We start from the raw sequence: 23,932 nt of genomic DNA, 5'->3' as shown, positions 1-23,932 counted from the left end.
TCAGATGTCCAATTCGGCGACTAGCGCGTCGACCACCGCACGCAGGTCGCCGTCGTGCTCCTCGGCGACCCGCCGTTGCCGTTGATAAGACCCGCCCGAGGTGCAGATGTCGGAGACCAGCCGGAGTTCGTCGGCGCAGTTCAACGACGCAGCGACCGGCTCGAGTCGATTGAGCAGGTCGTCGAGATCGTCGGTCACCAGACGCTCGTTGCTGTCTTCGTCGAGGATGATCACCGCGTCCAGGCCGTAACGGGCTGCGCGCCACTTGTTTTCCTGTACGTGCCACGGCGGCATCGTGGGCAGCCGCTCGCCCGCGTCCAGACGATGGTCGAGGTCGACGACCAGACAGTGAGTCAACGCCACCAGCGCGCTCAACTCACGGATGTTGGAAACCCCGTCGAAGACCCGCACCTCCACCGTTCCGATGTGCGGCGAGGGCCGGATGTCCCAACGGATCTCGTTCATGTGGTCGATGATGCCGGTCTTCTTCTGATCGTGAACGAAGCCTTCCCACTCCCGCCACGTCTGAAAGTGAAATGGCAGTCCGGCCGTCGGCAACTGCTGGAACATCATCGCGCGGTTGGACGCGTAGCCGGTGTCCTCACCATCCCAGAACGGCGACGATGCGGAAAGCGCCAACAGATGCGGGTAGTGGTTGAGCAGTGAGGTGTTGATCGCCATCACCTTGTGCGCCGACGAGATGCCCACGTGCACATGGACGCCCCAGATCAGCATCTGGCGACCCCACCATTGCGTACGCTTGATCAGCTCTGCGTAGCGGGGCGCATCGGTCAGGCTCTCGGAGGTCCATTGGGCGAACGGATGCGTACCCGCGCAGAACAGCTCCATGTTGCGATCACGGACGATCTTGCGTGCGGTCCGCAGCGTCGACCGCAGGTCGTCCATCGCCTCGGGGACGGAATCGCAGATGCCGGTCACGACCTCTACGGTGTTGCGCAGCAGTTCTTTGTGGACCCGAGGGTTGTTCTCCCCGAGCTCCTCGATCACCTCGGTCGCGACGTTGCTCACGTCCCGGGTTTCGGCGTCGACGAGTGCGAACTCCCACTCCACTCCCAGCGTCGGCCGGGGTGAGGCGACGAAATTGATGTGGCGGTTAGCTGGCGCCGATGACACCGCAGGCCACGCGCTTTCCGGCATCGCCGGTTGCCAGGGTGGTCTCGTCCGGCGGAGGCGCTCCGTTGACCTGCTGGTAACGCTCCGGCGGGATGTTGGCGAAGTTGTCGGCCTTCTCGTGAATGATGATCGCGGTCTTGGCCTCACCCGTCAGGTCCGCCGCGGTGAACGCGTCGGTGGTCGTCACCAACAACGCCGAGCCGTCCTCGCGAACCTGCAACGACGAGAGGTCGCCGCTCGCGGGGTGTCCGCTGTGTCCGGCCACCTGCAAATGTCCACCGGCCGAGTTGAAGTCGCCCGGCGCACCGCCGGTGGGCGCGACCGAGTTCGCCTCGCACTTGCCGACCGAGTGGATGTGCAGTCCGTGGAAGCCGGGCGCGAGTTCGCCGGCCTCAGTGGTCTGAACCGTGACGGTCGCGTAGTTGCCCGAGAACGCGATCTCGGCCGTGGCGACCGTCGTCCCGTTCGGGAGTTTCAGTTCGGTCTTCAGCGTCTCGCCGCTGGCGGCCTCACCCTCGCCTCCTCCGTGGCCACCGCCCTGCTCACCTGGCGCTGCAGACGGTGCCGGCGAGCCGGTCCACACCGACGGCGTGGTACCCGGCGTGGTTGCGGGTTGTTCGGGGGCGCTGCATGCGCTCAACACGAGGGCGGGGATGGCGAAGCCTGCTGCAACAGCGACGTTCTTGAGCATGTGCAAGAGCCTAGCCGGTCACCACCACGAGCACGCCCGGCGGCTGCTCGGCCAATTCGGGCAGTCGCGGTTCGACCGGCGCGTCCAACAATCTGCCGACTTCCTCGGCGGCGTCCCGCTCCCCTGGGGCGTCGGTGAAGTACACGGTGTTGACTGTCACGTCGGGCAGCTCGAGGTTGCCGGTCTCGGCGACGGTCCAGCCGCCCTCACGCAACCGGTTGGCGGTGCCCTCCGCAGCACCCTGCACTGTCGAGATGTTGAAAACCCGGACCTCGGGCTTGGCCGGTTCCGGTGACTCTGTCGGACTGGCGGTGGTGACGGTCGGCGTGCTCGTCGCGATGGGCGACTGTTCGCCGTCGTCGTCTCCTGAACCCATCGCCTGGAATCCCACCAGGAGAAACACGACGCCGAGGAACAGCAGCACCATCACCATGGCACGCAGGGGTAGGCCAGAGGAGTTCTGCTGATTCATTGCGTTCACTGTATCCAGCCGGACAAGCAGGTCGGCGAATGCCCTTACGGCCTCAGGTGACGTCGAAGCCCAGCCGTCGCGCCGCCCGCGCCTTCTGCCGGCTCGCCCGCAACCGCCGCAGCCGTTTGACCAGCATCGGATCGGCTGCGAGCGCCTCGGGGCGGTCTACCAGCGCGTTGAGCACCTGGTAATAGCGGGTGGCCGACATGGAGAACAGTTCTTTGATCGCGTCTTCCTTGGAACCCGCGTATTTCCACCACTGACGTTCGAACGCCAGGATGTCGTGTTCGCGCCGGGTCAGCCCATCGGCCAGCGCAGGGTCGTTTCCGGATTGCTCAGTCCGCGCGATTGCGCCGTCCATCTCGCTCCTGGACCCTTCCAACATTCGAAATGACATCGCTGTGGTTCGGCGCTCATTCAACCACGGGTTTGCAAGCTGAGGCGTCCGACATGCCCGCGAGTCGGGCGATAAGGATTGCCGACTTAAGCTGTTCCGCGTGGCTGTTGTACCGATACGCATCGTAGGAGATCCCGTCCTACACACCGCGACCGAGCCCATACCCGTCGGTGAGGACGGTTCGCTGCCGGCGGATCTCGCGGACCTGATCGCCGATCTGTACGACACGATGGCGGCAGCCAACGGTGTCGGGCTCGCGGCGAATCAGATCGGCGTGGCCAAGCGCGTGTTCGTCTACGACTGCGCCGACGAACGCGGCAGGGTCACACGGCGCAAAGGTGTGGTCGTCAATCCTGTCCTCGAGACGTCCGAGATTCCGGAGACGATGCCCGACCCGGACAACGACGACGAGGGCTGCCTATCGGTGCCCGGCGAATCGTTTCCGACCGGGCGCGCGGACTGGGCGCGGGTGACGGGCCTGGACGCCGACGGCACGCCGATCACGCTTGAGGGCACCGGTCTGTTCGCGCGGATGCTGCAGCACGAGACGGGCCACCTCGACGGTTTCCTGTATCTGGACCGCCTGGTCGGCAGGCACGCGCGCAGCGCCAAACGCTCGGTGAAGTCGCACGGCTGGGGCGTGCCAGGACTGACGTGGACGCCCGGCGAGGATCCCGACCCCTTCGGTCACTGATGCAGATCCCGCCGATGGGTACGCGGGTGATGATTCGTCACCGCCTGCCCGCCGGGTCGGTGCCACCGCTGACGGACGTGATCGGTCACCTGGTGCAGACCGGGCCCACGCTGCAGGTGCGCACAAAGCGCGGAGACGTCGTGGCCGTGGCGGTCGACGACGTCGTGGTGATCAAGGCGCTGGCCGACGCGCCGGTGCGCACGGCCGACATTCGCAACCTCGAGCACGCGGCGGCGCTGGCCTGGCCGGGCGTCGAGCAGCAGTGGGTGGACGGATGGTTCTGCCGCTACGGGCACGGCAGCACGAGGCGCGCCAATTCGGCGGTCCCATTGGACTTTTCCGTTGGCACCGACATAAGTGCGATCACCGAGTGGTATGCGGCTCGGACGGCGGCGTCGTTGGTGAGCGTGCCGGACCGGCTTTTTCGTGTTCCGCCGCAGGCGTCGACCGAGGCCGAGAACCTCGTCATGACATGCGATATCGAGCCGGGCGAAGGCGTTGGCGCGGTGCGGCTGGCGCCACAACCGGATGACGAGTGGATGCGCATCTATGACCGCGACGTACCCATCGACGTGCTGAACGCGGTGATCGGTGGCTCGGTGATCTTCGCGACGCTCGCGGGTGCAGCGGTGGCGCGGGCCGCGGTGACCGAGGCACCCGACCGTACTCGCTGGCTGGGCTTGTCTGCATTGCAGGTGACTCCCGATCAACGCAGGCACGGCCATGCGCGGAGACTGTGTAGCGCGCTGCTCGGCTGGGGTGCAGACCACGGCGCCACCCGCGCCTACACCCAGGTCCTCGACGACAACGCCTCCGCGATAGCGCTTTTCGAGTCGCTACGGTTCGCGCTGCACCACCGCTCGCGCTATTGGCGGATCGACAACCGCTAGCGGACCCTGACAACTAGGCTCGAGCCCATGCGTTTGGCCACGTGGAACGTAAACTCGATCCGCGCTCGTGTCGATCGGGTGGCGGACTGGCTAGAGCGTGCCGACGTCGACGTCCTGGCGATGCAGGAGACCAAGTGCTCCGACGAGCAATTCCCCACCATGCCATTTCTGGCCGCCGGTTACGACGTGGTGCACTGCGGGTTCAACCAGTGGAACGGCGTCGCGATCGCGTCCCGGGTCGGTATCGATGACGTCCAGGTCGGCTTCGACGGGCAGCCGACGTGGAGCGACAAGCCGGAGGTCGAGGCCGCGGCGGAGGCGCGTGCGCTGGGTGCGACGTGCAACGGGGTGCGGGTATGGAGCCTGTACGTGCCCAACGGCCGCTTCGTCGGCTCACCGCACTACGCTTACAAGCTGGAATGGCTTGCCGCGCTGCGCAGTACGGCACAGCAGTGGCTCACCGACGACCCGTCGGCACAGATCGCGATGGTCGGTGACTGGAACATCGCGCCGACCGATGAGGACGTGTGGAGCGTCGAGGCCTACGCGGGCAGCACCCACGTCACTGAGCCGGAGCGATCGGCCTTCGACGCCATCCTCGACGCTCAGTTCAGTGACGTGGTACGGCCTTTCACCCCCGGACCCGCCGTATACACCTACTGGGACTACACGCAGCTGCGGTTCCCGAAGAACCGCGGTATGCGCATAGACTTCATTCTCGGATCACCGGCGCTGGCCCAACGTGTGAGCCACGCCGAGATCGTCCGCGAGGAGCGAAAAGGTAAGTCCCCCAGCGATCATGCTCCTGTGTTGGTCGATCTGGCGTGAGCAACTAGGCAGAGATGTCGACGTTCTCCTCGTCGGCATAGCGGCCCGGGTTGAACAGCGACGCGACCATACCGACGACCATCATCGCCGCGGCCGCGACGAATACCACAACCAGGCCGGCGTGGAACGGTTCGATGATCAGGTGCGGAAAGAACGTCTGTCCGGTCAGCACGTCGGCATTCACGCCCGGCTGCTGTAACGCGTGGTAGGGCTCGAGCAGTTCGGCCATCGGGTTGTAGCCGAGGAACGCCGCGAACAGGCTCCCGACCGGCGGCAGGTTCGCCACCTCGTGCGCCACGGTTGCCGAGACGCCCTGCTCCTGCAGACCAGTGCTCAGCGCGCCCGGAAGCGTGTTGGCCAGCCCGATGATCATGAGTGAGAAGAAGATTCCGATCGACAGCGACGATCCGGCGTTGAAGAAGGTGGCCCGCACTCCCGATGCGGCTCCGCGCTCGGCCGCGGGCACGCTGGACATGATGGCCGCGGTGTTCGGCGCGGTGAAGATCCCACCACCGAGACCATTCACGAAGACCAGCAGCGCGAAAACCCAGTAGTCGAAGTTGACCGGGATCATCACCAGGGCGATGAACGAAACTGCCATCAGCGCCATCCCGCCGACCGTGAACAACCTGGCGCCATAGCGGTCCGCCAGTGTTCCGGCGAGTGGAGCCGCGACCAGGAAGCCGAACGTCGCGGGTAGCAGGTAGATGCCGGCCCACAACGGTGTCGACTCGAAGCTGTAGCCGTGCAACGGAAGCCAGATCCCCTGCAACCAGATGATGAGCATGAACTGCAGGCCACCACGACCCACGGACGACATCAGCCCCGCGAGGTTGCCCATGCCGAACGATGTCGAACGGAACAGCCGAAGGTTCACCATCGGTTCCTCGAGCCGCAGCTCGACGAAGCAGAAGGCAACGAGCAGCAGCACACCGAAGAGAATCGAACCGAGCACCCACGGGTTGGTCCACCCCGTCGTCGAATTCCCGTAGGGCTGAATGCCATAGGTGATCCCGACGAGAAGGGCGGTCAACCCGACGCCGAAGGTCAACGTGCCCGCCCAGTCCAGCCGGCCCGGGGTCCGCACGCCGAGCTCACGCAGCGAGCGATAGCTCCAGATGGTACCGAGCAACCCGATCGGCGCGCCTACCCAGAAGATCGCCTGCCAGTGAAACTCCGAGAGCACCCCTCCGATGAGCAGGCCGAGGAACGAACCTGCAACGGCGGCAACCATGTTCACGCCGAGTGCCATACCGCGCTGGTTGGACGGAAACGCATCTGTGAGGATCGCCGCCGACGACGCCATCAGCATCGCACCGCCGACGCCCTGGACAACGCGCCACGCGATCAGCCATACGGCGCCGCCGCCGAGATGAAAGGGATCGAACGACAACGCAATCGCCGCGATGGTGAAGACCGCGAATCCGAGGTTGTAGATGCGGACGCGGCCGTACATGTCGCCAAGCCGTCCGAAGAACACGACGAGCACCGCGGTCACCACCAGATAACCCATCAGCATCCAGAGCAGGTAACCGACGTTGGCGGGAGCCAACGGGTTCAATCCGATGCCGCGGAAGATCGCGGGTAGTGAGATCAGCACGATCGACGCGTTGATCGCCGCCAGCAGCATGCCCAGCGTGGTGTTGGACAGCACGATCCACTTGTAGAACGGATGGTCGTGGTCCATGCGCGTACGTCGTAGCGAGGTCTCGCTCAACGCCTCGTCGGCCGGCGGGTTCTTCTTCTCGATATCGGTCGTCATCAATCTTCGCTTCACGTGTCCACGGCTATCGGCACAAAAAACATATATTAGCTATACAAAGCAACGCGGAGCAATTCCTATTCCCAGGCACGCACCGCCTGCGCTAGCGTGGCGGGAGTCCACACACGGGAGCGCACACCCAGTGCGCTGAGAGGACGGGTAGGCCCGTCGACCGTACGAACCTGACCGGGTAATGCCGGCGTAGGGAGATGCTGAAAGTGCTGCATTCTGACGTTCCCACCTCGACCCCAGCGGTGACCGGCGGGCCCATCGCGGGCAGTACCAAGGTCTACCGGGACCTCGACGGGATGCGAGTGCCGTTCCGCCGCGTGAACCTGACCAACGGCGAGCACTTCGACCTCTATGACACCTCGGGCCCGTACACCGACACCGACGCGGCGCTCGACCTGCACCGGGGACTGCCGCCGCGTCCCGGTGTGGTGTCAGACCGCGGCACCCAGCTGCAACGCGCCCGCGCAGGCGAGGTCACCGCCGAGATGGCGTTCATCGCCGCCCGCGAGGGGCTGGCACCCGAGTTGGTTCGTGCCGAAGTTGCACAGGGGCGCGCAGTGATCCCGGCCAACCACAACCATCCCGAGGCCGAACCGATGATCATCGGCAAGGCATTCGCGGTGAAAGTCAATGCGAACATTGGCAATTCGGCTGTCAGCAGCTCGATCGCCGATGAGGTCGACAAGATGGTGTGGGCCACCCGGTGGGGCGCCGACACGATCATGGACCTGTCCACCGGTCGCGACATCCACCTGACGCGGGAATGGATCCTGCGCAATTCGCCGGTGCCCGTGGGTACCGTGCCCATCTACCAAGCGCTGGAGAAGGTCAACGGCGATCCGGTGGCGCTGACGTGGGAGTGCTACCGCGACACCGTGATCGAACAGTGCGAGCAGGGTGTGGACTACATGACCGTGCACGCAGGCGTCCTGCTGCGTTACGTGCCGCTGACCGCCAACCGCGTGACGGGAATCGTGAGCCGGGGCGGCTCCATCATGGCCGCCTGGTGTCTTGCCCACCATCAGGAGTCGTTCCTCTACACCCACTTCGCCGAACTGTGCGAGATCCTGCAGCGCTACGACGTCACGTTCTCGCTCGGCGACGGATTACGGCCAGGCTCGATCGCCGACGCGAACGACGCCGCCCAGTTCGCCGAACTGCGCACGCTCGGAGAACTGACCAAGATCGCGAAATCTCATGGCGTGCAAGTGATGATCGAGGGTCCCGGTCACGTCCCGATGCACAAGATCGTCGAGAACGTCCGCCTCGAAGAAGAGCTGTGCGACGAAGCTCCGTTCTACACGTTGGGCCCGCTAACGACCGACATCGCACCGGCCTACGACCACATCACCTCGGCGATCGGCGCCGCGATGATCGCCCAAGCGGGTACTGCGATGCTCTGCTACGTGACGCCGAAGGAACACCTGGGACTACCGGACCGCAAGGACGTCAAGGACGGCGTGATCGCCTACAAGATCGCCGCGCATGCCGCGGATCTGGCGAAAGGACACCCCCGCGCGCAGGAACGGGACGACGCGCTCTCGCGTGCTCGGTTCGAGTTCCGCTGGCACGACCAGTTCGCGCTGTCGCTGGATCCGGACACGGCCCGCGAGTTTCACGACGAAACCCTTCCCGCTGAACCAGCGAAAACGGCGCACTTCTGTTCGATGTGCGGTCCGAAATTCTGCTCCATGCGCATCACGCAGGATATCCGCGACGCGATGGCCGAAAAGTCCAAGGAGTTCGCCGAACACGGCAACCAGGTCTATCTTCCACTGGCTTGACGTCCTCCCCTGTCTAAAGGCGGGGGATTCCAACCCGACCTACTACCTATGTGGCAGGAGAGCAAGGTTGAGGTTCACGGTTCGTCGACCGGCTAGCGCCGAGGTCTCCCCGTGCTGTCACCGCCCGTCCGGCGGCGATGTTGCGTGCAGCGTTCACATCGGCGTTACACGGCCCTGTGGTGCAAGCTGCGCACTCGAACACCGCTTGGTTCTTGCGGTTTTCGGGAGCGACGTGCCCGCACGCCGAGCATTGCTGCGATGTGTATGCGGCCGGGATCTGCTCCACCCGACCGAAAGCCTTATGTTGCAACCGCGCAGCGAGCAGCCCCCATCCGCTTCGACTGATGGCCCGGTTGAGGCCGCGCTTTTGTGTCACCCGCACACCGGGATGATCGACGGTGCCGCGCGCGCTGCGGGTCATCGCGCGCACGTTAAGGGCTTCGATGCGGATGGTGTCGAAGCGCCGCGCGATGTCCGTGGTGGTCTTTTCGATCCAGTCCTTGCGTCGGTCTCGCTCCCGCACTTTGAGCTTGGCGATGGCGCGCTTGGTGCGAGCGCGCCGGCGCGAGCCGCGCTCGGCGCGGGCTATGCGTTGCTGCAGCACCGTCAACCGCTTGGCCTCACTACCGCTCAGGCCCGGGGCACACAGGAGTTCTCCGGTCGACAATGCCGCCGACACCACCACGCCACGGTCGATACCCACCACGTTGCCCACGCCCGGACCCGCGATCGGATTGGGGACGTGGGCAAACGCGATATGCCAGCGGCCGGCCCGATCGAGGGTGACCCGGTAGGATCTCACACCTTCAGGTACAGACCGCGACCAGCGGAAGCGCACCCACCCGACTTTAGGTACCCATACCCGGCCGAACCGGCGATTCACACGCTCGACGTGACGCGATTTCACCGCGATCTGTCGAAACCCTTCGTGCACACCGGCTTTACGCCACGTCGGGCGACGGTGCGTTCCACGGAAGAAGTTGCCCATCGCCTCGGCAAAATCCCGCAGCGCCTGCTGCTGCACGGTCTGCGAACCCGCCGCCAACCAGTCGTGCTCAGCTCGGGCGGCCGTCAACTCAGCGCACTGCTGGTTATAGCCCGGCGCGCGGCGCCCGGCTGCCAGTATTGTTGCTGCTCGACCGCCAGGTTCCACACATACCGCGCGTGACGACAATGCTCGGCCAGGAGCACCGCCTGCTCAGCGTTAGGAACCAAACGGTATCGCGACACACCAGCAACCTAGTGGCTACCACCGACAAGTCACCGAAAGGAGAGGCGGCGTTCCTTGCACCGGCTAAAGCCGCAGGTTTCCACGCCGCAACGAACCATGACAATGCCTCCACTGTCGACGGCACGGTTTCATACGCGACGAGCCGATGAGGCCGTACGAAACCGCCCACCTTCGACCACAGCAGGGACGACGTCATGAGTTTCCTTCCGCTCACGCCGCCGGGCCAGACCCCTCTTCGGGTCATGACGATCGCCGGGTCCGATTCCGGTGGCGGTGCGGGTATCCAGGCCGATATGCGGACGTTCGCGATGCTCGGCATGCACGGACTCGTCGCCGTGACCGCGGTGACCGTACAGAATTCTCTGGGGGTCAAAGGGTTTCACGAAATACCACTGGATGTCATCGCCGGCCAGATCGAAGCCGTGGCGTCCGACATAGGTGTGCAGGCCGCCAAGACCGGCATGCTGGCGTCTTCGGCGATCATCGACACCGTCGCTGACACCTGGCGCGCACAGGGCCTGGCCGGCGCCGTGCCGCTCGTCGTCGACCCGGTGTGCGCATCGATGCACGGCGATCCACTGCTGCATCCCAGCGCACTGGACTCCCTCACGGGCCGGCTGTTCCCGCTGGCCACGTTGGTGACACCCAACCTCGACGAGGTGCGCCTGCTCGTCGACGTCGACGTCGACGACGACGCGTCGCAGCGGGCGGCTGCGCATGCCCTGCATGCGCTCGGACCGCAGTGGGTGCTGGTGAAGGGCGGACACTTGAGGTCGTCGTCGCAGAGCCCTGATCTGCTGTTCGACGGAACCGACTTCTTCGAGTTCGACACCGCCCGCATCGACACCGGACACGACCACGGGGCGGGTGACACGTTGGCCGCCGCAATAGCGAGCGCGCTGGCCCACGGTTACACCGTGCCGGATGCGGTGGCGTTCGGAAAGCGTTGGGTCACTGAATGTCTGCGAGCGGCGTATCCGCTGGGTCAGGGCCATGGGCCGGTGTCTGCACTCTTCAGGCTCCACGGATGAACCTCGACGACATCGCGGGCATCGCCCACGAACCCGCGGGTAAGCCGCGAGGCACTGTCGTTCTGACTCATGGCGCCGGCGGTAGTCGGGATTCCCCACTGCTGCAGAAAATCTGCGACGAGTGGGCCGCACGCGGCTGGCTGGCGGTCCGTTACAACCTGCCCTATCGACGGAGACGGCCGAAGGGGCCGCCGTCGAACTCCGCTGCGACCGACCAGGCCGGAATCGTCGAAGCCGTCGAGCTGGCCCGCAGCCTAACCAAAGGACCGGTCGTCGCGGGCGGACACTCGTACGGCGGCCGCATGACTTCGATGGTCGTCGCCGACGATGCCGCGAAAGTCGATGCACTGAGCCTGTTTTCGTATCCGCTGCATCCTCCTGGCAAGCCGGAACGGGCGCGCACCGAACATCTTCCGCGGATATCCGTGCCCACAGTGTTCACCCACGGCACCGCCGACCCGTTCGGGTCGATCGACGAGCTACGCACCGCGGCGGCGCTCATCTCCGGCACCACCGAGATCGTCGAGATCAACGGCGCCCGCCATGATCTCGGCTCGAAGACGCTGAATGTCCCGGCGCTGGCGGTCGACGCGGCATTGCGATTGCTGGACGCTGCGTCCTAGGGACAGACACCGACAAGTTAGCGGTGGTCATCGATCCGCGCTTGACGCTAATGTCACGGGGTGACCACGCCGCCGGGCAATCCCCCGCCATATGGCCAGCAGCCGCCTCCATACGGTCAGCAACCTCCGTACGGACCACCCCCCGGCGCGTACCCACCACCGCCCGGCGCGTACCCGCCGCCCCCGCCGCCGCCTTACTCCCAGCAGCCGCCCGGCTATTTTCCCCCGCCACAGAAGTCGAACTCCAAGAAAATCGTCTTCATCGTCCTGGGAGTCATTGCGGCGCTGATCGTGCTCGTCGTCGGTGGCGGGGTCGCGCTCTACTTCGCCGTCGGCCAGGGCACCGTCACCGCGACCGACGTCGAGATGGGCGACTGCCTTTCGGAGATCCCCGGCGACACCCGAGTGCTGACCGTCAAGACCATCGATTGCGCCGAACCGCACGCAGGGGAGGTGTTCGCGGTGCTGCAGATGCCTGGGGACGACTTTCCCGGCCAGGCGGCCATCGACACGTACGCCGACAAGTGCAGCCCGGAGCTTGCGAGCTATTCGCCCTCGTCGATGACCGACGACAGTGTCCAGCTCTACGTGCTGTACCCCACAGCCGAAACGTGGGAACAGGGCGACAGGGCTGTGACCTGCGTCGCGACGCTCGACCCGCCGCGGGCGGGCTCCATCAGAGGCTGAGTCCTTCACGGGAGTTGAGCAGTACCTGAGGTACCGTTCTTCCATGACTTCGGAACAATTCGACGCCGTAATCGTGGGCGCCGGTTTCGGGGGGATCGGTGCTGCCATCCAACTCAAGCGGATGGGCTACGAGAATTTCGTCATTCTGGACCGGGAGGACGATCTCGGCGGGACATGGCACATCAACCGCTACCCCGGCCTGGCCGTCGACGTCCCGACGACCACCTACTCCTACTTCTTCGAGCCGAACCCCAATTGGTCGCGACTCTTCTCCACCGGTGCGGAGATCAAGCAGTACGCCAACGATGTCGCTGACAAGTACGACGTACGCCCACATATGCGGTTCAACACCAGCGTGGAGAGCGCCCGCTGGGACGAGGAGACCAAGGTCTGGTGCATTGCGCTGGCCGGCGGTCAGACCGTCACCGCGCGCTACCTGATCACCGCCACTGGCTTTCTTTCCCAGCCGAAGACACCGGACATCCCGGGGATCACCCAGTTCGCGGGCAAGATCATCCACACCACCGAATGGGACGACAGTTACGACCTCGAGGGGAAGCGCATCGCCGTCATCGGCACCGGTGCCACCGCGGTCCAGCTCATCCCCGAGCTGGCCAAGAAGGCGGCCGACCTCACCGTCTATCAGCGCACCGCGATCTGGGTGGTACCCAAGGTCGATTTCCGTTTCTCCGAGCGTGCAAAGCGCCTCTTCGCACGAGTGCCCTTGGCGCAGCGGGCCATCCGCGCCATCACCGACGCGCTGTACGAATTCTTCATTTTCGTCGAACTCCACCAGAACAACCTTTTCCTTCGGCGGCTCAATGTCGCGGCGGGCGACCTGTCCAAGACCCACCGCATGGTGTCCGTTCGGGATCGAAAAGTGCGTGAGCAGTTGACCCCCGACTACGACTTCGGTTGTAAGCGGCCGACGTTCTCGAACGACTACTACCGGATCTTCAACAAGCGCCATGTCCACCTGCAAGCCAGCGGGATCGACCACATCGAGCCGGACGCCATCGTCTCCAGCGACGGCACCAGGACGCCGATCGACGCACTCGTACTCGCGACCGGGTTCGACCTGTGGGAGGCCAACTTCCCGGCCATCGAAATCGTCGGCCGTGCAGGCCGTAACCTCGGAAAGTGGTGGCGCGACACCAGGTTCCAGGCATATCAGGGATTGACGGTTCCTTACTTCCCGAACTACCTGAGCATGGCCAGCCCATACGCGTTCCTCGGGTTGAACTTCTTCAACACGGTGGAATACCAGATGCGCCATATGGACCGGCTGTTCGGCGAGGTGCAGCGCCGCGGTGCGACGACCTTCGAAGTCACCGAGGAAGCCAACACCCGTTATCTGGACCGGATGTCGGAGCTGATCGGGAATTCGGTGTTCATGCGCGGGAATTGCGCGACATCGAGGTCGTACTACTTCGACCCGAAGGGCGAGGCCAACCTGCTGCGCCCCCTTTCGACGCGCGCGGCGTTGAAGGAAGCCTCCGATTACCCGCTGAGCGACTATCAGATTTCGTGATCAGAGAGGATCGGTAGCAGTGCCCTCAGAACAGAAGAATTCGCGTGGCGCGACGATAGCGGGCCTGGCCCTCGCCGGGACAGGCCTGGCCCACTTCGCCCGTCCTCAGCTCTTCGAATCGATCACCGCGCCGGCTTTTCCGCGCAACACGCGCCAGAACATCTATATCAATGGCGGCATCGAGACGGCCCTGGGCCTCGGTCTGGCAGCACCGAAGACCCGTCGCCTGGCCGTCGTCGGAGTGCTCGGGTACCTGGCCTACTTGGTGGGCAACGTCGCTCGTAACCGATAGCGGCCCAACAGCGTCAGGTCAAGCAGTCGCTCCATCGTCTCGAAGCTGTGCACCGATCGCTCGTAGTGCATCAGGCGGCCGAGATCGACCACCAGTGACATCGCCGCGTGCACGGCGAACCGCGCCTGTCCCGGTGTCCACTCCGGACGGACCGCCACGACCAGCTCGACCCATGCCTCCACCGTGGAGCGTTGCATGTTGCGCAGGATCTTCTGATCGGCCGCGGTCATGTTGAGCCGCTCGCTGTAGTAGACGTAATCGAGTTCGGGCTGGTCGAACGACCGAGCGACGTAGGCATCGATGACCGCGGTCAGCGCGTCCTGCGGATCGCCGATCGTGGCCGTGATGGTCGAAGTATCCGCCGAGAGGCGATCGGCCGCCCTGCGGAACGCCGCCGCGAGGATGTCGCTCTTGCCGGAGAAGTACCGGTAGATCCCCGACGCCGGCATGCCGACCGCCGCGGCGATGTCTTCCATCCCGGTGTCGCGATATCCGTTGAGATTGAATAACCGCATCGATTCGTCAAGCAGCGCTTCGTATCTCGACGACTCCGTGCCCGTCGACGCGTGAGGTTCGATGGCGTCCTGATCGTCGGCGGGGTCGGGGAGTTCGGCCGCCAGAACGACATCCGCGAGCTCGGCCAGCAACGCCCGCACCTGAATCGCGGGCAGCTTGGCCCGGTGATCGACGATGCTGCCAAGCACCGAAAGGACCGCGGTCGACAACGTCCAGCGTTGCCGACCCGTGAGCTCGGGGCGGATGACGCACAGGGGTCGCTGGATCCGGCGGTGCACGGTGCGCATCTGCGCTATCAGCGTGGCCTGGTCGTCGCCGCGCAGATAGCGGCCTTCCCATCGATAGAGTCCGCCGGCTTCGCGATTGGCCATCGCGGTGTCGATGAGCGCGGCGACCAGTCGGTGCAGGACGATTTGGGGGTCCTCGGTCGCGGCGTCGTCGGCGAACTCTGTGCAGTCCACCAGCTGCTGGCCGAGGCTGAGCACCGCATCACGGAAGAGTTCGTACTTGCCGGTGTAGTGCCGGTACAGCGCCGCGGCCGAGATGCCAACGCGAGACGCGATGGCTTCCATACTCACGCCGTGAAAGCCCAGCGTGCTGAACGCTTCGGCCGAAGCACGAGCGATCTGGGCCTTGCGATCCTTGGGGCGGCGCCGAATCGTTTCGCCGCTCGCTGGCCGGGGGCGCGCCATGGCAGACACCATAACCCAAGTTACCCAAACACCGCTTGCGACCAGGTCGAAAACCCGCCAAAAGCAGTGGCGACGGGGAGAACGGACATTAACATAGAGGCTCCGCGACACGAACGGGGGCCGTATGCATCACTATCACCATCGCGCGTTCTACTTCGGCGTCGGGTGCGTCGTCGTGATCGCCGCGGGGCTGCTGGCGCTCAATTTTCCCGTCTTCCTCGACGCCTTCGACCAATACGGTTTCCAGATCAAGTGCGGGACGGGATTCGCCACCGATCTGAGCCAGGCCGCGGCCGCCGCCGGTGAGCACACCTACGTCGACCAATGCGAGACAGCCGTTCGCGTGCGCCGCCTGTGGACCATCCCGCCCGTGGTGATCGCGTCGATTGCGCTTGCCGTACTCGTTGCGGTGGCAGCGCTGCTCTGGGGCCGCGAATCGGCATTCGGGAAGGACCCCGTCGCCTGAAATAGCATCGTCGTGTGAGCACGCCGGACGGTCCTGCGCTTTCCCGGCGGCTCGGCACTTTCGACGCCGTCATCATCGGCCTGGGGTCGATGGTCGGCGCGGGCATATTCGTCGCGCTGGCCCCTGCGGCGGCGGCCGCCGGGTCCGGTCTGCTCGTGGGCCTGGGCATCGCCGCGGTCGTCGCGTACTGCAATGCGACCTCCTCGGCCCGGTTGGCGGCCCGGTATCCGCAATCCGGCGGCACCTACGTATACGGCAGGGAGCGACTCGGCGATTTCTGGGGCTACACCGCGGGGTGGAGCTTCGTCGTCGGCAAGACCGCATCCTGCGCGGCCATGGCACTCACCGTCGGCTACTACGCGTGGCCGACCTGGGCACACGCCGTCGCGGTCGCAGCGGTGGTGGCACTGACGGCGTTGAACTACACCGGCATTCAGAAGTCAGCGCTCCTGACCCGCGCCATCGTCGCCGTGGTGCTTGCGGTGCTCGCGGCAGTGGTGGTCGTCATCCTCGGCTTCGGCGACGCGGATGTGGCGCGAATCGGCGTCGGCTCGGACGTCTCCGTTGCAGGCGTGCTGCAGGCCGCCGGCTTGCTGTTCTTCGCATTCGCCGCTTCGCTTACGCGTGATCGCCATCCGGTGATCGCCGTCGCAGTGACACACTGGCTTCTACGAGCGCTCCGCTCGCCGACGCGGTCACCGCAGCGGGCTTTCCCGCGCTGGAACCCGTCGTCCGCGTCGGGGCCGCCGTCGCCGCGCTCGGTTCACTGCTCGCTCTCGTTCTCGGGGTTTCGCGCACCACCTTGGCGATGGCGCGCGACCACCACCTCCCGCATGCCCTGGCCGCCGTGCACCCCCGGTTCGGCAGCCCACATCGCGCCGAGGTGGCCGTCGGCATCGTGGTGGCGGTGGCAGCGGCACTCTTGGATGTCCGAGAGGCGATCGGCTTCTCGTCGTTCGCCGTGCTGCTGTACTACGCGATCGCCAATGCGTCGGCGTGGACGCTGGAGCCGGACGGCCGGCGACATCAAGCTTGGGCGACGCGGATCATTCCGGGCGTGGGCCTGGCGGGCTGCCTGTTGCTCGCGTTCACCCTGCCCCTCTCGTCGGTGCTCGTTGGCAGTTGCGTGGTGCTCGCAGGCACGGTTGCCTACGGTCTTAGAGCATGGCTTCGTTGACGATGCTGACATGGACGAAGGTCGACGCCCGTGCCGACGACGATTTCGTCGTCGCGCCTGACGAACGGCTCGACTGGTTCCGCACGATCGGCATCGGCGCACAACACGTCGTGGCGATGTTCGGCGCGACCTTTCTGGTGCCGGTGCTCACCGGATTTCCGCCGGCGACCACCCTGCTGTTCTCGGGTATCGGCACGGTGCTGTTCCTGCTGATCACCGGTAACCGGCTGCCGAGCTATCTCGGTTCGAGCTTCTCGGTGATCGCTCCGGTCACCGCGGCCGTCGCGTCAAACGGCACGGGCAGCGCGCTTGGTGGCCTGGTGGCGGTCGGTGTCGCACTGATCGTCATCGGCGCCGTCGTGCATCTGGTCGGCACGCACTGGATCGATGTGACCCTGCCTCCGGTCGTCACCGGCGCGATCGTCGCGCTGATCGGCTTCAACCTCGCGCCCGCCGCGAAGTCGAACTTCGAGAAGGGCCCGCTCGTCGGCATCGTCACATTGGTGCTGTTGCTGGCGACGCTGGCGTTCTTCCGCGGCATCGTCGGACGGCTCGCCATCTTCATAGCCGTGTTCGCCGGGTACCTGCTGGCGCTGATTCTGGGCGAGGTCGACACCTCGGGTATCAAGGCCGCGCCTTGGGTGGGGCTTCCCGAGTTCCAGACCCCGACCTTCACGTTGGCGGTGCTGCCGATGTTCCTGCCCGCCGTCATCGCCCTGGTGGCCGAGAACATCGGGCACGTCAAGTCGGTCGGTCAGATGACCGGCACCGACGTCGATCCGGTGACGGGCCGCGCGCTGGCGGCCGACGGCGTGGCGACGACGCTGGCGGGCTTCGGCGGCGGCTCGGCGACCACCACGTACGCGGAGAACATCGGCGTGATGGCCGCCACCCGCGTTTATTCGACGGCGGCGTACTGGGTTGCCGCGGCGGTCGCCATCGCGCTGTCGCTGTGCCCGAAAGTGGGCGCCGTCATCTCGGCCATCCCCGCCGGAGTGCTCGGCGGGGCCACCGTTGTCCTTTACGGATTGGTCGGCATTCTCGGCGTGCGGATCTGGCTGACTAACGGCGTCGACTTCTCCAAGCCGATCAACCAGATGACCGCGGCCATCCCTCTCGTCATCGGTATCGCCGACTTCACCTGGCATGCAGGCAATTTGACGTTCACCGGCATCGCGCTGGGGTCGATCGCCGCCCTGGTCGTGTATCACGGCATGCGGCTGTTGGGCTTGCGGCGGACTAGGGAGCGCTCCGATGTCGCTGATCCCGCGTCGGAACTCCATTGACGCCCTCGAGCGACTGCGCGTACGTGCCGACCGCAAAGGCTGCCGCCGCCCCCATCACCGACAGCGCATCGCGGTCGATGTTGTCCACCGTGTCGCGCGGAGTCCGGTAGTTGGGGTCATATGGCGCACCGGCGCGGCCGCCCCAAAGCCGTGCCTGCACTTCGGTTTTCCGCTGCGCGGCACCCGTCGTCAGTCCGCCGACAGGCACGCCTGCGGTCAGGAATGCGTTGTAGTCGGTGTAGCGGGTCAGCGGCATGTCGGCGGGCCGCACGCCCGCACCGTTGAGGTAGGACGCCAGGGTCCGTTCGATGCCGGCTGAACCGACCGGGACGGTATCCAGCGGGATCTCGGGATTCAACTGGCCCGACTGGTCGCCGTCGTAGGTGAAGTAGCCGGCGTTGGGTGAGCCGATCATGTCGAGGTCGAGATACAGTGCGATCTCGTCGAGTTGTCCGGTCTCGAGTCCGCGGATGTACTTCGTCGCACCCTGCAGCGCATTCTCCTCCGAACCCCACAGTGCGAACCGCACGGCGTTCTTGATCTGCGGTGCCGAACCGAGCGCCCCAGCGGTCTCCAGCACCGCTGCGACCCCTGAGCCGTCGTCGTTGATGCCGGGGCTGCGGGCAGAACTATCGAGGTGCGCACCGACCATCACCACATTGCTGGTGTCACCGGATTTGGTTTGCGCCAGCACATTTCGCGCCTTCTTCATGACGGGCTTGTTGTCCAGAATCAGCTTCACGGGCGCGGTCGTGCGCCGCAGCGCCGCGTTCGCGTCGTTGCCGATGACACCGACCGGCACGGTGAGTTGCTGGTAGTAGCCCGGCGTGAAGAGGCCGGGTGGGCTGCCCGCGCCCGGGGCCGGAGCGCTGACCACGAGCATGCCCACCGCACCCCGGTCGACGGCGGCGTTCTGCTTGTCGACGACCGAGCAGCCGGTGTCGTCGACGACGGCGATCGCCCCCCTCATCGACACCGTGCCATAGTCGGCGGAACGGCAGCCCGTCGATGTCCTCTGCGGTCGCAGCGTCACCCCGTTCAACCCGGCGCGCGGTGTGGTGATCAGTAGTGATGCCTGCTCGACGTTGTAGTTGCGGCCGCCGATCGTGAGTTTCGGGTCGCCGCCCTCCGAGCGGGCGAGCAACTCGAACTCCGGAGTCTGGACATCGAATCCTTTGTCCTGCAGGAACTTTGCAACGTAGTCCACGCTGGCGTCATAGCCGGGGGTGCCGTTGGCCCTGGTACCGCCGTTAGCGTCCGCGATCTTCTGCAGTTCGTTCAGGTGCGCATACATTCCGTCCGCGCCGACCTTGCCCGCCAGTTCGGCCGCTAGATCCGGCGCAGGGCCGACGGGGTCCGACGAGGAGCACGACGTCAGCACCGCAGTGACCGCAAGGACGGCCGCCCATCGCTTCATGATTCGAGCACGTGACGTGTGCGGTCCTCGCGGATCGGCACACCGTTGCGTCCGGACTGATCCTGCGCGTACAGCGCGACGGCGTATGCCGCACCGCGACCGTTGATTTCGAACGCCGTACGGTCGATGTTGTCGATGGTGTCACCGGGTTTGTGGTAGTTCGGGTCGAACGGCTGGCCCGCCTCGCCACCCCACCGCTCGGCCTGTTCGGGCGTCATCTTCTCCTCGGCGCCGGTGAAAAGACCACCGGCGGCCACACCGGCCAGCGTGAAACTGCTGAAATCCGACCGGCCTTCGAATTGGACGTCCTCGGGGTTCTTCCCCGCGCTCTTGAGGTAGGCCACGAGCGTGCGCTCGATCCCAGCCGACCCCTCCGGGATGCGTGGCGCCTGCTGCCGGGGATCCGGCGGCGCGGACTGATCGCCGTCGATCGTGAAGTAACCCGGATTGGGCGAGGCGACCATGTCGAAGTTCAGATAGAGCGCAAGATCCATCAGCGCGTCGTGATCCAGCGATGCCACATAGTCGTTGGACCCGAGCAGGCCGAGTTCCTCAGCTCCCCAGAACCCGAACCGCACCGCGTATTTCACGTCCGGCGAGCTCCCCAGCTGCAGCGCCGTTTCCAGCACCGCGGCCACCCCCGAGCCGTTGTCGTTGATCCCGGGCCCCTCCGCCACGCTGTCGAGGTGTGCACCCGTCATCACGACGTCGGACGTGGACCCCGTCTTCGTTTGGGCGACCACGTTGCGGGTGCGCTCCACGCGCACGCCGGCGTTGAGCTTGACAGTGGCCGGGCCGGGATCCGCCCGCAGTCGCTCGCCGGTGGCCTTCGTGACCCCGATGACCGGAATCTTCACATCGGTGTCGGGACCGAGCGTGCCGCCCATCTCGTCGCCGTCGATGTTGTTGGCGACGACCAACGCGACCGCGCCGCGCTCAGCGGCGACGGCCTGTTTGTCGCCGAACTGGCACTCTCCACGATCGACGAGCACGATCGCACCCTGGACCGGCAGACCGTCGTAATCGGATGCCGTGCATCCCGGTGAGTCCTCGACGCGGGCGGGCACCAGCTCACCGGCCACCCCGTCACCCTTCGTACCGATGGTGAACTCCAGCGGAAACGCCTCGACTCTGGCGCCCGACACCGTCAGCGCGGGCTCGTCGGAATATGGCAGGCGAACTTCGAACTCAGGGGTTTGTACGTCGAAACCCTTGTCGCGCAGGGTGTTCGCCACATAGTCGACGCTAGCGTCATACCCGGGGGTGCCGAGTGCCCGGTTGCCCCCGTGCTCGTCGGCGATCTCCTGCAGCTTGGTGACGTGCGCCATCAGCGCGTCGCCTGTCACCGCCTCCGAGATCTTCTGCGCGAAGACCGTCGCCGCCGTGGTGGGCCCCGCCGGGGTGGCCGGAGGCTGCGACGGCTCGGGGCGCATCTCGCGTCCACACCCGGCCAGCACCAGGACGGCGGCCACCGGCAGTGCGGCCAATCTCCACCACGTTTTGTGCCCCATCGCCACCACGTTATCCCGACTCGGCGGCACCGGGACCGGACACCTGCGCGACGACCAGATCGGCGACCGCCCGCATGCCCGCCGCGTTGGGGTGCAGGGGCGCGGGGCGACAGGGCACGGGCAGACCGAAGCCGGTCGTCCACGGTTCGTCGGACCACGCGTGGTGGTCGACGCTGTGCTCGGCGACCCGGACAAGCCCGCAGCCGGTGTCGGCGGCGGCCTGCGCGGTGGCCCGCGCCAACTCGTCGGCGACGTGCCGTCCCATGGCGGCATCGGCGTCGGACAGCGGCGAGGCGGCGGTACCGGACGGGGGCAGCAGCGTCAGGTAGTCGACGAACAACACGCGCGCCCCGGGTGAGCGCTGGCGCAGGGTCCGACCGACGGTCCTGAGCGACTCGGCGACCTCGACCAGTGCCCGCTCACGCGCCGAGGCATCCAGCCGGTCGGTCAACCGCCGACCGACCAGCGGCAGGGCACGCACGAGCCTCGGCAGCCCGGCCGCGAACAGCAGCGGCACGTAGCCGACGTCGTTGCCCCCGATGGTGACGGTGATCAGGTCTTCGGTCCCATCGAGCGCCTCGATCTGCGGCGCGGCGCCGGGCTGCGGCTCGGCCAGCACGTTGGCGGTGGTCGCGCCGGAGTACGTCACATCGACCAGCTCGAGACCGAGCCGCTCAGCGACCAGGTGCGGATAGTTGCGGGCCGAACGACCCGCCAAGAATGGGGCGCCCTGGGCGCGGGGCCGGATTCCCGGCCCGGCGGCCATCGAGCTGCCCAGCGCCACATACCGTTTCATATGGAGGGGCTGGATGCCTGCGCCCAGAAGCGCTTCGGAATCCGGCCGGCGCGCCGAGCCAGATATCCGGCGGTGACGGCCGACGCCATCGCAGCGGCCATGGTCGGCGGATCGGCGGCACGGGTGACCGCCGTCGCGAGAAGCACTGCGTCGCAGCCCAACTCCATCGCCAGCGCGGCGTCGCTCGCGGTGCCGATACCGGCGTCGAGCACGACAGGCACCGATGCGTGTTCGACGATCATCTCGATGTTGTGCGGGTTGGCGATGCCGAGTCCCGTGCCGATCGGCGAGCCCAGCGGCATGACGGCCGCGCAGCCGGTGTCCTCCAACCGACGTGCGAGCACCGGATCGTCGTTGGTGTAGGGCAGCACGACGAATCCGTCGTCGACCAACTGCTCTGCGGCTTTGATCAATTCGACGGCGTCCGGCAGCAGCGTGCGCTCGTCGGCGATCACTTCGAGCTTGACCCATTCGGTCTGTAGCGCTTCGCGGGCGAGCCGGGCGGTCAGCACTGCTTCGGCGGCGCCGCGGCAGCCCGCGGTGTTCGGCAACGGGGTGATGCCGAGCCGGTTCAACAGGTCCAGCACACCGGTGCCGCCCTCGCTGTCGACGCGACGCATCGCCACCGTGGTCAGCTCGGTGCCCGAGGCCACCAGCGCCTCTTCGAGAACCGTCAGGTTCGCCGCACCGCCCGTACCGAGGATGAGGCGTGATCCGAACTCGCGACCGGCGATCGTCAGCTTCGCGTCAACCACCCTGCACCGCCGTGACCACCTCGACGCGCGCGCCGTCGGCGAGCGTCGTCTGCCATTCCGACCGGGGCAGCACCGAGAGGTCCACGGCCACCGCGATGCCCTTCTCGCCGAATCCCAGCCGTTCCACCAACGCGGCCACGGTCGTGCCGTCGTCGACCTCGACCGCTTCGTCGTTCACCGAGATCTTCATTGGCTCCTCATCGCACTTCCCACCAAATCAGCTTCAGGCAACGGAACACCGTTCAGCTCCCCCAGTATCGCCTCGGCAGTCCACGGCGCCAGCAGAAAGCCGTTGCGTCCGTGTCCACCGGCGACCAGTGTGCGTTCGTCGAGCCGGCCGACGATGGGCAGTCCGTCGGGCGTCATCGGACGAAGACCGGCTGCGCACTCGGCGAATTCGTACTCGCCGAGCGCGGGCATCACGGCACACGCGTCATCGAGCAGTTCGCGCACACCGGTGACGGCGGGCGCGGTGTCACGGCCGTGTTCGTACTGGGTGGCGCCGACGACCACGCCGTCGTGCCGCGGAACGAGGTAGACCTGGCGGCCGTGCACTCGGGCGCGAATCACGCGCTGCGGTACCGGCATGCACCCCCGTCGCCAGCGCAGCCGCAGCACTTCTCCCTTCACCGGGCGGATCGGCAGACCGGGCCACAACGATGGCGCGTCGATACCGTTCGCGATCACCACGGCGTCCGCCACAGCGTCGGTCAACTCACCGACCGGCGGCGCCCACAGCACTCCGAGCCGCTCGCAGTGCTCGGCGAGCGCATCGACGATCGCCCGATTGTCCACGGCCAGTTCGGTTTCGGCACGAAAGCCGTGCCGGATGCCCTGCGCGAGCAGCGGTTCGATCTCGCGGGCGGCGGTCGTCGGCTCGACCGGATGCCCCTGAGCCGCCAACCACTCGCCGACGGTCCTCAGGTCCGCGGCGTCGGCCCGATCGACGGCGACGACCAGCGATTCGCGCGCGGTGACCACGCTGTCGGGAAGACCGTCGAGGAACCCGCTGTGCCAGAGCTTCAGCGACGCGAGCCCCAGCCGTAGCAGCCGCTCTTCACCGGGCCAGCCCTCGCTGTGCGGGGCGAGCATGCCGCCTGCCACCCACGAGGAGCCGGGCTCGTCGCTGCGGTGCACGCGCACGGTCCAACCGTCGAGGGCAGCCCGTCGTGCGACCGCCAGCCCGATGACGCCACCGCCGATGACCGCGAGTGATCTCTCTGCCATTTCCCCTCCCTTCGCCGGCATGACCCGGAT

General features: G+C 66.2%; 25 protein-coding genes, 1 pseudogene and 1 riboswitch. Of the genes and pseudogenes, 12 read left to right on the top strand and 14 right to left on the bottom strand.

The features are described from left to right. From G6N42_RS24890 to napA, 4 genes are read right to left on the bottom strand one after another with little or no spacing between them, the layout of a single operon-like run. Window positions 1–1,158: a glutamate--cysteine ligase gene (locus G6N42_RS24890; protein WP_163734308.1), complete on the bottom strand. Its 1,158-nt coding sequence runs from the start codon at window positions 1,156–1,158 to the stop codon at window positions 1–3. Then, on the bottom strand, window positions 1,115–1,825 hold the full coding sequence (gene sodC / locus G6N42_RS24885) for a superoxide dismutase[Cu-Zn] (protein ID WP_163734305.1): 711 nt from the start codon (window positions 1,823–1,825) through the stop codon (window positions 1,115–1,117). The genes G6N42_RS24890 and sodC overlap by 44 nt, the downstream gene beginning before the upstream one ends. A gap of 10 nt (window positions 1,826–1,835) precedes the next feature. Next, window positions 1,836–2,297, bottom strand: coding sequence for a LytR C-terminal domain-containing protein (locus tag G6N42_RS24880; protein WP_174262157.1), 462 nt, complete (start codon window positions 2,295–2,297; stop codon window positions 1,836–1,838). 52 nt (window positions 2,298–2,349) lie between these two features. Next, window positions 2,350–2,658, bottom strand: coding sequence for a nucleoid-associated protein NapA (gene napA, locus G6N42_RS24875; protein ID WP_083124120.1), 309 nt, complete (start codon window positions 2,656–2,658; stop codon window positions 2,350–2,352). Window positions 2,659–2,794: 136 nt separating this feature from the next. On the opposite strand from napA, the gene G6N42_RS24870 reads away from it, so the two are divergent. Genes G6N42_RS24870 through G6N42_RS24860 form a run of 3 tightly spaced genes read left to right on the top strand, consistent with a single transcriptional unit; the run spans window position 2,795 to window position 5,106 of the window. Further along, entirely contained in the window at window positions 2,795–3,388 is a 594-nt protein-coding gene (locus tag G6N42_RS24870) for a peptide deformylase (RefSeq protein ID WP_163734298.1), read from the top strand. Then, entirely contained in the window at window positions 3,388–4,278 is an 891-nt protein-coding gene (locus G6N42_RS24865; protein WP_163734296.1) for an N-acetylglutamate synthase, CG3035 family, read from the top strand. The genes G6N42_RS24870 and G6N42_RS24865 overlap by 1 nt, the downstream gene beginning before the upstream one ends. Before the next feature lie 27 nt (window positions 4,279–4,305). Next, window positions 4,306–5,106 (top strand): exodeoxyribonuclease III, encoded by an 801-nt coding sequence (locus G6N42_RS24860; protein WP_163734294.1) that lies wholly within the window; start codon window positions 4,306–4,308, stop codon window positions 5,104–5,106. A 4-nt stretch (window positions 5,107–5,110) separates the two neighbouring features. On the opposite strand, the gene G6N42_RS24855 is transcribed toward G6N42_RS24860, so the two are convergent. Next, window positions 5,111–6,868, bottom strand: a complete 1,758-nt coding sequence (locus G6N42_RS24855) for an MFS transporter (protein WP_163734291.1) — start codon at window positions 6,866–6,868, stop codon at window positions 5,111–5,113. Between the two features lie 115 nt (window positions 6,869–6,983). Continuing rightward, a riboswitch (TPP riboswitch) is annotated at window positions 6,984–7,094 on the top strand. Here G6N42_RS24855 and thiC point away from each other — a divergent pair. Further along, window positions 7,078–8,664, top strand: a complete 1,587-nt coding sequence (gene thiC / locus G6N42_RS24850) for a phosphomethylpyrimidine synthase ThiC (RefSeq protein WP_163734288.1) — start codon at window positions 7,078–7,080, stop codon at window positions 8,662–8,664. Its footprint overlaps the riboswitch before it by 17 nt. A 46-nt stretch (window positions 8,665–8,710) precedes the next feature. Here the strand turns inward: thiC and G6N42_RS24845 are convergent, their stop codons facing one another. Together G6N42_RS24845 and G6N42_RS24840 are read right to left on the bottom strand one after the other, a co-directional pair. Continuing rightward, entirely contained in the window at window positions 8,711–9,709 is a 999-nt protein-coding gene (locus tag G6N42_RS24845) for an RNA-guided endonuclease InsQ/TnpB family protein (RefSeq protein ID WP_232076686.1), read from the bottom strand. A gap of 26 nt (window positions 9,710–9,735) precedes the next feature. Further along, window positions 9,736–9,855 carry a hypothetical protein gene (locus G6N42_RS24840; RefSeq protein ID WP_232076685.1) on the bottom strand — a complete coding sequence of 40 codons (120 nt, stop codon included), beginning with the start codon at window positions 9,853–9,855 and terminating at the stop codon, window positions 9,736–9,738. Between the two features lie 234 nt (window positions 9,856–10,089). Here G6N42_RS24840 and thiD point away from each other — a divergent pair, with 234 nt between their 5' ends. From thiD to G6N42_RS24815, 5 genes are read left to right on the top strand one after another with little or no spacing between them, the layout of a single operon-like run. Next, a complete protein-coding gene (gene thiD, locus G6N42_RS24835; protein WP_163734278.1) occupies window positions 10,090–10,926 on the top strand; it encodes a bifunctional hydroxymethylpyrimidine kinase/phosphomethylpyrimidine kinase in 837 nt (278 codons plus the stop codon). Beyond that, window positions 10,923–11,549, top strand: a complete 627-nt coding sequence (locus tag G6N42_RS24830) for an alpha/beta hydrolase family protein (protein WP_163734275.1) — start codon at window positions 10,923–10,925, stop codon at window positions 11,547–11,549. Before thiD ends, G6N42_RS24830 begins: the two co-directional genes overlap by 4 nt. Before the next feature lie 60 nt (window positions 11,550–11,609). After that, window positions 11,610–12,236, top strand: coding sequence for a septum formation family protein (locus G6N42_RS24825; RefSeq protein ID WP_163734273.1), 627 nt, complete (start codon window positions 11,610–11,612; stop codon window positions 12,234–12,236). A gap of 43 nt (window positions 12,237–12,279) precedes the next feature. Continuing rightward, window positions 12,280–13,767, top strand: a complete 1,488-nt coding sequence (locus G6N42_RS24820; protein WP_163734271.1) for a flavin-containing monooxygenase — start codon at window positions 12,280–12,282, stop codon at window positions 13,765–13,767. 19 nt (window positions 13,768–13,786) lie between these two features. Next, on the top strand, window positions 13,787–14,059 hold the full coding sequence (locus G6N42_RS24815) for a DoxX-related protein (protein WP_163734268.1): 273 nt from the start codon (window positions 13,787–13,789) through the stop codon (window positions 14,057–14,059). Here G6N42_RS24815 and G6N42_RS24810 read toward each other — a convergent pair. Further along, on the bottom strand, window positions 14,026–15,267 hold the full coding sequence (locus G6N42_RS24810; RefSeq protein WP_163734265.1) for a TetR/AcrR family transcriptional regulator: 1,242 nt from the start codon (window positions 15,265–15,267) through the stop codon (window positions 14,026–14,028). The genes G6N42_RS24815 and G6N42_RS24810 overlap by 34 nt on opposite strands. A gap of 124 nt (window positions 15,268–15,391) precedes the next feature. Between G6N42_RS24810 and G6N42_RS24805 the strand changes: the two genes are divergently transcribed. The 3 genes and pseudogenes from G6N42_RS24805 to G6N42_RS24795 all read left to right on the top strand — a co-directional run bounded on the left by G6N42_RS24805 (window position 15,392) and on the right by G6N42_RS24795 (window position 18,196). Beyond that, on the top strand, window positions 15,392–15,733 hold the full coding sequence (locus tag G6N42_RS24805; protein WP_163734262.1) for a hypothetical protein: 342 nt from the start codon (window positions 15,392–15,394) through the stop codon (window positions 15,731–15,733). 14 nt (window positions 15,734–15,747) lie between these two features. Beyond that, window positions 15,748–16,910: pseudogene (locus G6N42_RS24800) on the top strand (APC family permease). After that, window positions 16,898–18,196 carry a uracil-xanthine permease family protein gene (locus tag G6N42_RS24795; protein WP_163734260.1) on the top strand — a complete coding sequence of 433 codons (1,299 nt, stop codon included), beginning with the start codon at window positions 16,898–16,900 and terminating at the stop codon, window positions 18,194–18,196. The pseudogene G6N42_RS24800 and the gene G6N42_RS24795 overlap by 13 nt, the downstream one beginning before the upstream one ends. On the opposite strand, the gene G6N42_RS24790 is transcribed toward G6N42_RS24795, so the two are convergent. The 6 genes from G6N42_RS24790 to thiO are packed head-to-tail and all read right to left on the bottom strand — an operon-like array spanning window position 18,150 to window position 23,902. After that, window positions 18,150–19,613: a M28 family peptidase gene (locus G6N42_RS24790; protein ID WP_163734257.1), complete on the bottom strand. Its 1,464-nt coding sequence runs from the start codon at window positions 19,611–19,613 to the stop codon at window positions 18,150–18,152. The genes G6N42_RS24795 and G6N42_RS24790 overlap by 47 nt on opposite strands. After that, window positions 19,610–21,124, bottom strand: a complete 1,515-nt coding sequence (locus G6N42_RS24785) for a M28 family metallopeptidase (RefSeq protein ID WP_163734255.1) — start codon at window positions 21,122–21,124, stop codon at window positions 19,610–19,612. Before G6N42_RS24785 ends, G6N42_RS24790 begins: the two co-directional genes overlap by 4 nt. Before the next feature lie 10 nt (window positions 21,125–21,134). Then, window positions 21,135–21,920, bottom strand: a complete 786-nt coding sequence (locus G6N42_RS24780; RefSeq protein ID WP_174262156.1) for an SGNH/GDSL hydrolase family protein — start codon at window positions 21,918–21,920, stop codon at window positions 21,135–21,137. Next, window positions 21,917–22,675, bottom strand: coding sequence for a thiazole synthase (locus G6N42_RS24775; RefSeq protein ID WP_163734252.1), 759 nt, complete (start codon window positions 22,673–22,675; stop codon window positions 21,917–21,919). The genes G6N42_RS24780 and G6N42_RS24775 overlap by 4 nt, the downstream gene beginning before the upstream one ends. Next, window positions 22,668–22,865 carry a sulfur carrier protein ThiS gene (gene thiS, locus G6N42_RS24770; protein WP_163734249.1) on the bottom strand — a complete coding sequence of 66 codons (198 nt, stop codon included), beginning with the start codon at window positions 22,863–22,865 and terminating at the stop codon, window positions 22,668–22,670. Before thiS ends, G6N42_RS24775 begins: the two co-directional genes overlap by 8 nt. Beyond that, window positions 22,862–23,902 (bottom strand): glycine oxidase ThiO, encoded by a 1,041-nt coding sequence (thiO, locus tag G6N42_RS24765; RefSeq protein ID WP_163734245.1) that lies wholly within the window; start codon window positions 23,900–23,902, stop codon window positions 22,862–22,864. Before thiO ends, thiS begins: the two co-directional genes overlap by 4 nt. Window positions 23,903–23,932: the final 30 nt, after the last annotated feature.

The sequence above is a fragment of the Mycobacterium gallinarum genome, assembly GCF_010726765.1.
Classification (GTDB): Bacteria; Actinomycetota; Actinomycetes; order Mycobacteriales; family Mycobacteriaceae; genus Mycobacterium; species Mycobacterium gallinarum.
The sequence above is the reverse complement of the archived record's forward strand: the minus strand, read 5'-3'. Positions and strand labels throughout refer to the sequence as shown.